12 protein-coding genes are annotated in these 10,909 nt (G+C 61.6%); 5 read left to right on the forward strand and 7 right to left on the reverse strand.

Annotated elements, in window-relative coordinates; all coding sequences use genetic code 11:
• Positions 1-17 precede the first annotated feature (17 nt).
• On the reverse strand, positions 18-404 hold the full coding sequence (locus ACIPZB_RS12350; protein WP_400640405.1) for a hypothetical protein: 387 nt from the start codon (positions 402-404) through the stop codon (positions 18-20).
• Positions 405-550: 146 nt separating this feature from the next.
• On the opposite strand from ACIPZB_RS12350, the gene ACIPZB_RS12355 reads away from it, so the two are divergent.
• Together ACIPZB_RS12355 and ACIPZB_RS12360 are read left to right on the forward strand one after the other, a co-directional pair.
• Positions 551-748, forward strand: a complete 198-nt coding sequence (locus ACIPZB_RS12355; RefSeq protein WP_400640406.1) for a heavy-metal-associated domain-containing protein — start codon at positions 551-553, stop codon at positions 746-748.
• Positions 749-841: 93 nt separating this feature from the next.
• Complete coding sequence (locus ACIPZB_RS12360; protein WP_400640407.1) at positions 842-2,023, forward strand: multidrug effflux MFS transporter; 1,182 nt, start codon at positions 842-844, stop codon at positions 2,021-2,023.
• Here the strand turns inward: ACIPZB_RS12360 and ACIPZB_RS12365 are convergent.
• The gene (locus ACIPZB_RS12365) at positions 1,974-2,171 is read right to left on the reverse strand and encodes a hypothetical protein (RefSeq protein WP_400640408.1); all 198 of its coding nucleotides are present in this window, start codon (positions 2,169-2,171) and stop codon (positions 1,974-1,976) included. The two genes, ACIPZB_RS12360 and ACIPZB_RS12365, sit on opposite strands and share 50 nt — an antisense overlap.
• 497 nt (positions 2,172-2,668) lie before the next feature.
• Between ACIPZB_RS12365 and ACIPZB_RS12370 the strand changes: the two genes are divergently transcribed.
• Entirely contained in the window at positions 2,669-3,367 is a 699-nt protein-coding gene (locus ACIPZB_RS12370; RefSeq protein ID WP_400640409.1) for a transcriptional regulator, read from the forward strand.
• A gap of 16 nt (positions 3,368-3,383) precedes the next feature.
• Here the strand turns inward: ACIPZB_RS12370 and ACIPZB_RS12375 are convergent, their stop codons facing one another.
• The 5 genes from ACIPZB_RS12375 to ACIPZB_RS12395 all read right to left on the reverse strand — a co-directional run bounded on the left by ACIPZB_RS12375 (position 3,384) and on the right by ACIPZB_RS12395 (position 7,755).
• Positions 3,384-4,331, reverse strand: coding sequence for an adenosine deaminase (locus ACIPZB_RS12375; protein ID WP_400640410.1), 948 nt, complete (start codon positions 4,329-4,331; stop codon positions 3,384-3,386).
• Between the two features lie 105 nt (positions 4,332-4,436).
• Positions 4,437-5,123 (reverse strand): SDR family oxidoreductase, encoded by a 687-nt coding sequence (locus tag ACIPZB_RS12380; protein ID WP_400640411.1) that lies wholly within the window; start codon positions 5,121-5,123, stop codon positions 4,437-4,439.
• A 367-nt stretch (positions 5,124-5,490) separates the two neighbouring features.
• Entirely contained in the window at positions 5,491-6,075 is a 585-nt protein-coding gene (locus ACIPZB_RS12385) for an IMPACT family protein (protein WP_400640412.1), read from the reverse strand.
• A 9-nt stretch (positions 6,076-6,084) separates the two neighbouring features.
• Complete coding sequence (locus tag ACIPZB_RS12390; protein ID WP_016395140.1) at positions 6,085-6,747, reverse strand: TetR/AcrR family transcriptional regulator; 663 nt, start codon at positions 6,745-6,747, stop codon at positions 6,085-6,087.
• A gap of 90 nt (positions 6,748-6,837) precedes the next feature.
• A complete protein-coding gene (locus ACIPZB_RS12395) occupies positions 6,838-7,755 on the reverse strand; it encodes a LysR family transcriptional regulator (RefSeq protein ID WP_008095783.1) in 918 nt (305 codons plus the stop codon).
• A gap of 118 nt (positions 7,756-7,873) precedes the next feature.
• Between ACIPZB_RS12395 and ACIPZB_RS12400 the strand changes: the two genes are divergently transcribed.
• Both ACIPZB_RS12400 and ACIPZB_RS12405 read left to right on the forward strand, forming a co-directional pair.
• Positions 7,874-9,220, forward strand: coding sequence for an aspartate aminotransferase family protein (locus ACIPZB_RS12400; RefSeq protein ID WP_400640413.1), 1,347 nt, complete (start codon positions 7,874-7,876; stop codon positions 9,218-9,220).
• A gap of 73 nt (positions 9,221-9,293) precedes the next feature.
• The gene (locus tag ACIPZB_RS12405; RefSeq protein WP_008095787.1) at positions 9,294-10,787 is read left to right on the forward strand and encodes a CoA-acylating methylmalonate-semialdehyde dehydrogenase; all 1,494 of its coding nucleotides are present in this window, start codon (positions 9,294-9,296) and stop codon (positions 10,785-10,787) included.
• Positions 10,788-10,909: the final 122 nt, after the last annotated feature.

The following is a 10,909-nucleotide window of genomic DNA, read 5'->3' on the forward strand; positions in this document are numbered from 1 at the left end:
TTGCCATGCAGGGAAGGTCAATAGCCCAGGCCGGCTCGCCTCAACTCAAGCCCATTGTGGCCCATGGCAATGCGGTACTTGTTGATCTGGCCCGCCTGCAAGGTCAGCCGCGTGCTGCGCTGGTCCTCGATGCCTGGCGCGCAACCGGGCATTTGCCCCGGCAGCAGGCGCAAGCGCACATCGACCGGGCCCGGCGGCAGGTTGAAGGAGGCCGATTGTTCCTGGAACACCCGCCCGGACAGCTGATCGTTGAGGTAGATGCCGATTTCGCAGCTGGTGGATACTTCCAGGCGCTCCCGGGAAATGATCAGTACGCTGTAGTCCGAGTTGCCCTCGGCGCTGGCCGGCGGCACCGCGGCTAGCGCGCCCAATAGCCCGACAACGCTCACTGCTGCCCTGAACATGAAGAATCTCCTGCTTGCCTGAATCATCAAAGGCGCAGCTTGGCCGAGGCGCGCGCGGATTTCCACCCCGGCAGTTCGCCGCAGAACTTGACCTTGCCCCGATGGCAAGCTTGAAACTGCGCAAAACCCACAAGGAGGCAACACCCATGCAAGTGTTCAACGTACAAGGCATGACCTGCGGCCATTGCGTGAAAGCGGTCACCCGCGCCGTGCAGGAGCAGGATGCCAAGGCACAGGTGGAAGTCGACCTGGCTGCCAAGCAAGTGCGCGTGAAGAGCGTGCTGATGGTCGAGCAGGTGCTGGCAGCCATTCGGGAAGAGGGCTATCAGGCCGAGGTAGCGTGAAGCCGCCCTGCTGATTTGTTGCAAATGTTTTCATACTGATGGGGTCCACTGCAGGTAGACTTACGCGCTTGCTTAGCCTGCTATGGATTCCTGATGAACCTGCGAATGGTGCTGATCCTGGGCGCACTGAGTGCGTTCGGGCCCTTGGCGATCGACTTCTACCTGCCCGCCTTCCCGGCCATGGCGCAGGCGTTCGCCACCGACGAGAAACATGTACAAGCCACCCTGGCTGCGTACTTCCTCGGTTTGTCGCTCGGTCAACTGGCCTATGGGCCGGTGGCCGATCGCTTCGGCCGACGTAAGCCGCTGCTGTTCGGCGTGGGGCTGTTCACCCTGGCATCGCTGGCCTGCGCCTACGCGCCCAACCTCGATACGCTGATCGTGGCGCGCTTCGTTCAGGCCTTGGGCGGCTGTGCCGGCATGGTGCTGTCGCGGGCCATCGTCAGTGATAAATGCGACCCGGTGGCCTCGGCCAAGGTGTTCTCGCAACTGATGCTGGTGATGGGGCTGGCGCCGATCCTTGCGCCGATGCTGGGTGGGGTGCTGGTGAACCTGTCCGGTTGGCAATCGATCTTCCTCGCCTTGAGCCTGTTCAGCGCGTTCTGCCTGTTTGCAGTGGGCCTGGGCCTGCCAGAGAGCTTGCCGGCGCACATGCCGCGCCAGCCGCTGTCGGGGGCGCTGCGTCAATACTTGCGACTGCTGGCCGATCGCGTGTTCATCGGGCATGCCTTGACCGGAGGCATCGCCATTGCCGGGATGTTTGCCTACATCGCTGGTTCACCTTTCGTATTCATCAAGCTCTATGGCGTACCCGCAGAGCATTACGGCTGGCTGTTTGGCACCAACGCGGCGGGTTTCATTCTGGTGGCGCAGGTCAACGCACGCCTGCTGGCCAAGCGTGGCCCGGCATTCCTGCTGGTGCGCGCGGTGTGGTTGTACCTGGCGGCGGGGTTGGTTCTGCTTGGCGTGGCAGCGTTGCGCCCGGCGCAGTTGTGGCCACTGCTGGTGCCACTGTTCGTCTGCATTGCCAGCCTTGGCTGCATCATTCCCAATGCCTCGGCCTGCGCCATGAGTGGCCAGGGGGCCCGGGCAGGCAGTGCCTCGGCTTTGATGGGCTGCTTGCAGTTCAGCGTCGCCGCCGGTGCGGCGTCGTTGGTCAGCGTGCTGCACGATGGCAGTGCGGTGCCCATGACACTGGTAATCAGCCTGTGCGGGGCACTGGTGGTCAGTGTCGCGCTACTGACCCGGGGGTTGCAGGCCAAGCGTCCGGCATGAGCGGATGAGGGGCCTGTAAGCGGGTCTCGAGGGTTGCGACAAAGGCGCGTGCTTCGGCCTCACTGCGAAAGCCCACCACATGCTGGTCGAGGCATACCTGCCAAGGGCAATTGGGGTTGCGGTTCGACGCACTGACGACAATCTTCATCGCGGCATACCTCCGAATAGGGGGGAGAGCGGATCAAGTGTAGCGCTGCGGCAACCCTGCGCCATGGCTTGCCGGAGTGTTCTGACTGGCGGTCGGTGCACGGGTCAATGCAATGCTTCGAAGTGTGTAGAAGGTTCGTTTTAATTTGCGTTATTTGGGGAAGCAAGGTGTCGGCAGACTCCCTTGGGCGCATAGGGCCATTCTTCCTCATGCCCTGCTTCTTCCTTGCTAAACAGCAGCTTCCTTCACTTCAGGGCTTTAGCGCCCCAACCACAGGGCTGAGCAGGGCGCTGAAGGGTTGCCATACCCTAGTTCACTTTGACACCTCTGAACGCGGCATGCCTGCGGGGGCGGTCGTGCGTGCGGCTTATACTGCGCCCGGGGCTGGCGTCGGCAAGGCGTTTGCTTGTCGCGGCTGGCACCTGCCGAGAGGTGTAATCGGCGTTGCCAGGGTTGGCCATTGGAAATCACATGTGATTGGCAGGGAGTAACAGGACATGAATGCAGTCAGCAGTATCAGTCAGATTGCCGGCCTGATGGCCGACCCCAAGCGTAGCGCGATGTTGTGGGCGCTGATCGACGGCACGCCGCGGCCGACCGATGAATTGGCGATGATGACCGGGTTGACCTCATCCTCTGCCTGCGCGCACCTGTCGCTATTGTCTTCGGCAGGTTTGCTCAGGCTCGAAGCACGTGGCCGCAAGCGCTACTTCAGGCTTGCCACGCCCCAGGTGGGGGCGGCGGTCGAAGCGCTGGCCAGTGTGCAGCTTGGCTGTGACGGCCAGCAACGGGCAGCATCGGTACAGATGCCGATGTCGATGCGCAGGGCGCGTCGGTGTGGTGACCATATGGGGGGTGAGCTGGCCGCTGAGTTGTACCACCGCCTGGTGGTTGCAGGTTGGCTCGAGAGCAGCGACCGTCAACCGATGGTCAGCGATGAGGGGCGGGCAGAGCTGGCGCGCATTGGGGTGTATATCGATGCCCTGGCGCCGCGCCAGCAGCGTGGATGCGTGATCTGCCACTGCAGCGACCAAGGTCCGCATCTGGGCGGTAGCCTTGGGCAGGCATTGCTTACGCTGTTTCTGCAGTCTGGCTGGATACGCGAGCCAGGGGGGACACGGGCTATGCAGATTTCCGCCGAAGGCATTCAGCAGATCAATCGCATTGCCCGGGTCACAACGCTGCAGGTGGGCTGAGAAACCCGCAGACGCGTCAGACCAGACGCGCGTCCAGGCTGTTCTGGGCCAGGCGGCGGGCCTGGTCTTCGGTCATGCCCAGGTGAGTGTGCAAGGCATGGAAGTTCTCGGTGACGTAACCACCGAAGTAGGCCGGGTCATCCGAGTTCACTGTCACCTTCACACCGCGCTCGAGCATGTCGAGGATGTTGTGCTGGCTCATGTGATCGAACACGCAGAGCTTGGTGTTCGACAATGGGCACACGGTGAGGGGAATCTGCTCGTCGATGATGCGCTGCATCAGGCGCTCGTCCTCGATGGCGCGTACACCATGGTCGATGCGCTTGATCTTGAGCAGGTCGAGGGCTTCCCAGATGTACTCGGGCGGGCCTTCTTCGCCGGCGTGGGCAACCGCAACGAAGCCTTCGCTGCGGGCACGGTCGAACACGCGCTGGAACTTGCTGGGCGGGTGGCCCATTTCGGAGCTGTCCAGGCCAACGGCGATGAACGCGTCGCGGAAGGGCAAAGCCTGGTCGAGGGTCTTGTGTGCCTCGTCTTCGCTGAGGTGGCGCAGGAAGCTCAGGATCAGGCCGCTGCTGATGCCCAGTTGCTCACGGCCGTCCTTGAGCGCGTGGTTGATGCCGTTGAGCACGACCTCGAACGGGATGCCGCGATCAGTGTGGGTCTGCGGGTCGAAGAACGGCTCGGTGTGAATGACGTTCTGTGCCTTGCAGCGCTGCAGGTAGGCCCAGGTCAGGTCATAGAAGTCCTGCTCGGTGCGCAGTACGTCCGCACCTTGGTAATAGAGGTCGAGGAATTCCTGCAGGTTGTTGAAGGCGTAGGCACTGCGCAGGGTTTCGACGTCGTTCCAAGGCAGGGCAATCTTGTTGCGCTCGGCCAGGGCGAACAGCAGCTCAGGTTCAAGTGAACCTTCGAGGTGCAGGTGCAGTTCGGCCTTGGGCAGGGCGTTCAACCAGTCATACATGGGGTGGTGATCTCAATCAGGTACGGTTGCCGCCATTCTACAGGCCCTGGCCAGGCATTGCGCTTGGCCAGGTCGGTATTGCGTCAACCGGTGATCGGGTTGGACTCACCAGATGAGGGGCTCGCCCTTGTAGTTGATGAAGCGCAGGCCGCCCTTGCCACTCTGAGCCTTGACCTGTTCGAGCATGCCACGGGTACTGGTGAGCACGTCGATCTCGGCGTTCTCGCCACCCATGTCGGTTTTCACCCAACCCGGGTGCATGGCCAGTACACAGAGGTCAGGGCGCTGCAGGTCGACCACGAAGCTGTTGATCATCGAATTCAGGGCGGCCTTGCTGGCTTTGTACAGGCACACCTCGCCACCGTCGGGGATGGTCACGCTGCCCAGGATCGAGCTCATGAATGCCAGTACGCCGCTGCCTTGGCGTACCTGGCCGGCCAGGCGACGTGCGACGCGGATCGGCGCCACCGCGTTGGTCATGAACAGGGCGCCGATGTCCTCTGGCTGCGCCGTCTCCAGGTCTTGTGGCAGGGGGCCCATGACGCCGGCGTTGATGAACACCAGGTCGAACACTTCACCTTGCAGGCGCTGCTTCAGGCCATCGAGCTGGGCAGTGTCGTTCATTTCCAGCTGTTCGATGCGCACCCCAGGAACCTCGCCCAGCGCGCCGGGCTTTTGTGGGTCACGGACCGTGGCGGTGATGTTCCAGCCGTCTTCGTTCAGCCGCTGCACCAAGCCCAGGCCGAGCCCGCGAGAGGCGCCGATGATGAGGGCAGTTCTTGAAATAGCCATAGGAACATTCCTTTATCGGTGTAGGAAAAAGGAATTGAGCATACTGCAGGCACGCCTCATGTGCCTGGATTAAAGGGTGATTAAAAAATGATCAGCGGCATATGGCCGTGCGGCGGCGGGCGCTTGGCTTGTTGGCTAACGGGTTATCCACAGGCTGATCCACAGTAAATGTGTGCAAGCGCGACTGACACCGTTGTGAAATACGCCTGACGCATTGTGGATAACACTTGACAGTTCAGGCGGTTGCGGCTGTCATCAAACGGTGATCAAAATATGCTCAATCCTTTACAGGCCTTGAGTGGCAAGGGTTACAGCTGAGTGCCCCAAGCTTATCCACAAGCCGGCCCACAGATGTTGTGCGCAACCTTCAGCGTGCTTCGAGAAGGATTCGACCGCGGCTGAGGTCTGCCAGTTGCTGTTGCAAAGTGGCCAGGTGGGCTTCGCCAACGGCAATCTGCAGGTCAACGCCATTGGCAGTGAACTGCTCGTCCAGCACCAGGCCATCCACTTCTGCCAGGCGCAGTTTCACCAGCGCCAGTTCGCTGAAGCTGCAACTGCAGGCAAATTCGCTGCGTTGTACCAACAGCCGCTTCGGCGCCTGTTGCAGGCATTTGTTGGCCCCACCGCCATACGCCCGTGCAAGGCCACCGGTACCCAGCTGGATGCCGCCGTACCAACGGATGACCAGCACCACCACCTGGTCGCAGTCCTGCGCCTCGATGGCGGCCAGGATGGGCCGGCCAGCCGTGCCACCCGGTTCGCCATCGTCACTGCTGCGATACTGTGCGCCCAGCTTCCAGGCCCAGCAGTTGTGGGTGGCGGCCAGGTCGCTATGGCGTTCGATGAAGCTCATCGCCTCGGCGGCACTGGTAATCGGGCCAGCGAGGGTAATGAAGCGGCTCTTGCGGATTTCCTCGCGAAACTCGCAGAGGTCGAGCAGGGTAGAAGGCATATATAGACGTCAGGCGCTCGGCGCGATGCCGCATCCCTTGAGAATGATGTGGATAAGATTGCTGCTTGCGTCTTCCATGTCCTGCTTGGTCAGGCGGCTGCGGCCGGTGACCTGGCAGATCTGGGTAGCGAAGTCGGCATAGTGCTGGGTGCTGCCCCACAGCAGGAAGATCAGGTGCACCGGGTCGACCGGGTCCATCTTGCCTGCGTCGATCCAGGCCTGGAATACCGCGGCGCGGCCACGGAACCATTCACGGTAGTCGGCGCTGAAGTATTCGCTCAGGCAGGTGCCGCCGCTGATGACCTCCATGGCGAAGATCCGCGAGGCTTGCGGGTTGCGCCGAGAGAACTCCATCTTGGTGCGGATGTACTGGCTGAGCGCTGCACCCGGGTCGTCTTCGACGCTCAATGCGTTGAAGGTGCTGTCCCACAGCTCGATGATGTTGCTCAGTACGGCGATGTACAGGCCGAGCTTGTTGGTGAAGTAGTAATGCAGGTTGGCCTTGGGCAAGCCGGCCTTCAGCGCGATGGTGTTCATGCTGGTGCCCTTGAAACCATGACGGGCGAATTCGTCTTCGGCGGCCTGGATGATGGCCTGTTCGTTCTTCTGGCGGATGCGGCCGGCGGGCTTGCCCGAGGCGGAAAGGCGATGCGCAGGGACTTCTAGGGTCATGGACGATTCCGTACAGGTCTGTGGCAACGGATGTCGGACAAGATTACCTGCCTGCGCGCAAGTGACAAGCATTAGCGGCACAAGCAGGCATCAGCGTGTCGCAGCCAGGCTTTCAAGGAAGCTTTCCAGTACCAGATTCGGCCTTCGTCCTTTACGCGTGACCCAGCTCAGGCTCAGATCGTAGAAGCGCTGGGCGGGCTTGAGTGCGCGCAGGCGGCCTTGCTGGACCCAGAACGTGGCGTAATGGTCGGGCAGGTAGCCAATGTAGCGCCCCGTCAGGATCAGAAACGCCATGCCTTCGCGGTCAGAGGCACTGGCGGTGCAGTTCAGGGCCTGGTAATGCGCCTGGATATCGGCGGGCAGGCGGAAGGTAGGGGCGATCGCTTCCTGGTCGTTGAGGCGATCGTCGTCGATCTGCTGGTCGTCGGCATAGAACAACGGGTGGCCAACGGCGCAGTAGAGCAGTGACCGTTCGCTGTACAAGGGTTGGTATTCAAGGCCGGAGAGTGGGCTGGTCTGTGGCACCACGCCAACATGCAGGCTGCCGTCGAGCACCCCTTGTTCAACCTGGCTGGGGGCGATCATGCGGATCTGGATGCGCACGTCAGGCCCACGGTCCTTGAGCTCGGCCAAGGCATGGGTGATGCGCATGTGCGGCAGGGTCACCAGGTTATCGGTCAGGCCGATGTTGAGCTCGCCCCGCAAGTGCTGATGCAGGCCGTTGACTTCGGTGCGGAAGGTTTCCAGCGCGCTCAGCAGCTGCAGTGCCGAATGGTAGACCTCGCGGCCTTCCTCGGTCAGCGAGAAGCCGGCGCGGCCACGCTGGCAGAGGCGCAGGCCGAGGCGTTGCTCCAGGTCGTTCATCTGCTGACTGATGGCGGAACGGCCGATGCCAAGCACGTTCTCCGCCGCCGAGAAGCCGCCGCATTCCACTACGCTTCGGTAGATTTTCAGCAGGCGGATATCGAAATCGCTGACCTGTGCGAGAGGGTCGGGGCGTCGGCTCATAAGTTTAGTCTTACTCTACCTGAAGATTAGAAATGTAGGCTTTTTCAGACTTTATCCGCGTGCGAATTTAGCTGCAACAACATCCATCGTTGCCTAATCGTCTTTCGAGGAACCGCCGATGAACATGCCCGAAACCGCCACCGTCGGTATCGCCAGCCAGCTGAAGCTGGATGCCCACTGGATGCCCTACACCGCCAACCGCAACTTCCACCGCGACCCACGGCTGATCGTGGCGGCCGAAGGCAGCTACCTGATCGATGACAAAGGGCGCAGGATCTTCGACGCCCTGTCTGGTCTGTGGACCTGCGGCGCCGGGCATACCCGCAAGGAAATCACCGAGGCGGTCGCACGCCAGGTCGGTACCCTGGATTACTCGCCGGCCTTCCAGTTCGGCCACCCGCTGTCGTTCCAACTGGCCGAGAAGATCACCGAGCTGACCCCTGGTGACCTGAACCATGTGTTCTATACCAACTCCGGTTCCGAGTGTGCCGACACCGCGCTGAAGATGGTCCGCGCCTACTGGCGCCTGAAAGGTCAGGCCACCAAGACCAAGATCATCGGTCGTGCCCGTGGTTACCACGGCGTGAACATCGCCGGCACCAGCCTGGGCGGCGTCAACGGCAACCGCAAGATGTTCGGCCAGCTGCTGGATGTCGACCACCTGCCGCACACCGTGCTGCCAGTCAACGCGTTCTCCAAGGGCATGCCGGAAGAGGGCGGTATCGCCCTGGCCGATGAAATGCTCAAGCTGATCGAGCTGCACGATGCTTCCAACATTGCAGCCGTGATCGTCGAGCCGCTGGCGGGTTCCGCCGGTGTGCTGCCGCCACCGAAGGGCTACCTGAAGCGCCTGCGCGAAATCTGCACCCAGCACAATATCCTGCTGATCTTCGACGAAGTGATCACCGGTTTCGGCCGCATGGGCGCGATGACCGGCGCCGAGGCCTTCGGTGTGACCCCTGACCTGATGTGCATCGCCAAGCAGGTGACCAACGGCGCCATCCCGATGGGCGCGGTGATCGCCAGCACCGAGATCTACCAGACCTTCATGAATCAGCCGACCCCGGAATACGCCGTCGAATTCCCCCACGGCTATACCTACTCGGCACACCCGGTAGCCTGCGCCGCCGGTATCGCCGCGCTCGACCTGCTGCAGAAGGAAAACCTGGTGCAGTCGGCCGCCGAGCTGGCGCCGCACTTCGAGAAGCTGCTGCACGGCGTGAAGGGCACCAAGAACATCGTCGACATCCGCAACTACGGCCTGGCCGGCGCGATCCAGATCGCTGCCCGTGACGGTGACGCCATCGTCCGTCCGTATGAGGCTGCGATGAAGCTGTGGCAGGCTGGCTTCTACGTACGCTTCGGCGGCGACACCCTGCAGTTCGGCCCAACCTTCAATACCCAGCCGCAGGAACTGGACCGTCTGTTCGACGCGGTCGGTGAAACCCTGAACAAGATCGACTGATCTTTCCGATTTTGACGCAAGGCGCGCGAGCTGATCGCGCGTTGGCCTCTACCTTCTTTATCTGGAGTTTTGCATGAGCATCGTTCAGCACCTGATCCACGGCGAACTGGTTACCAAGGGTGAGCGCACCGCCGATGTCTTCAACCCGTCCACTGGCCAGGCGGTCCGCAAGGTCGAGCTGGCAAGCCGCGCTACCGTGCAGGAAGCGATCGACTCCGCCAAGGCTGCTTTCCCGGCCTGGCGCAACACCCCACCGGCCAAGCGCGCCCAGGTGATGTTCCGCTTCAAGCAGCTGCTGGAGCAGAACGAAGCCAAGATCTCGCAGATGATCAGCGAAGAGCACGGCAAGACCGTGGAAGACGCTGCCGGCGAACTCAAGCGTGGTATCGAGAACGTCGAATTTGCCTGCGCAGCACCCGAAGTGCTGAAAGGCGAGTACAGCCGTAACGTCGGTCCTAACATCGATGCCTGGTCGGACTTCCAGCCGCTGGGCGTGGTGGCCGGCATTACCCCGTTCAACTTCCCGGCGATGGTTCCGCTGTGGATGTACCCGCTGGCCATCGCTTGCGGTAACGCGTTCATCTTGAAGCCGTCCGAGCGTGACCCAAGCTCGACCCTGTTCATCGCCCAACTGCTGCTGGAGGCTGGCCTGCCAAAAGGCATCCTCAACGTGGTACACGGGGACAAGGAAGCAGTAGACGCACTGATCGAAGCGCCGGAAGTGAAGGCTCTGAGCTTCGTGGGTTCTACCCCGATCGCCGAATACATCTATGCCGAAGGTACCAAGCGCGGCAAGCGTGTGCAGGCCCTGGGTGGCGCCAAGAACCATGCCGTGCTGATGCCCGATGCCGACCTGGACAACGCCGTCAGTGCATTGATGGGTGCTGCTTACGGTTCGTGCGGCGAGCGTTGCATGGCCATTTCGGTCGCGGTGTGTGTCGGCGACCAGGTTGCCGACGCGCTGATTGCCAAGCTGGAGCCGCAGATCAAGGCGCTGAAGATCGGTGCCGGTACTTCCTGTGGCCTGGACATGGGGCCTCTGGTTACTGCCGCTGCCCGTGACAAAGTGGTTGGCTATATTGATGACGGTGTTGCTGCAGGCGCCAAGCTGGTGGTGGATGGTCGCGGCTTCCGTGTAGCAGGCAATGAAGATGGATACTTCGTCGGTGGCACCCTGTTCGACAAGGTGACTCCAGAGATGCGTATCTATAAAGAAGAGATCTTTGGCCCCGTGCTGTGCGTAGTGCGCGTCAACAGCCTGGAGCAGGCCATGCAACTGATCAACGATCACGAGTACGGTAACGGCACTTGCATCTTCACCCGTGACGGTGAGGCAGCGCGCCTGTTCTGCGATGAGATCGAAGTGGGCATGGTAGGTGTGAACGTGCCGCTGCCGGTGCCGGTGGCTTATCACAGCTTCGGTGGCTGGAAGCGTTCGCTGTTCGGTGACCTGCATGCTTATGGTCCGGATGGTGTGCGCTTCTATACCCGTCGCAAGGCAATTACTCAGCGCTGGCCGCAGCGTGCGAGCCATGAAGCGTCGCAGTTTGCGTTCCCTAGCTTGTAAGGATGAGAAGTAAAGCGGGGAGGCCGGTAGGCCTCCCCGCTTTGTTTTCCAGCGATATTAAGGTTTTTTGAAATTAAGCCTTGACGGGGTTTCGAATCCCCTTATAATGCGCCCCACTTCCA

It is taken from the genome of Pseudomonas sp. NPDC089396, assembly GCF_044749545.1.
Lineage (GTDB): Bacteria > Pseudomonadota > Gammaproteobacteria > Pseudomonadales > Pseudomonadaceae > Aquipseudomonas.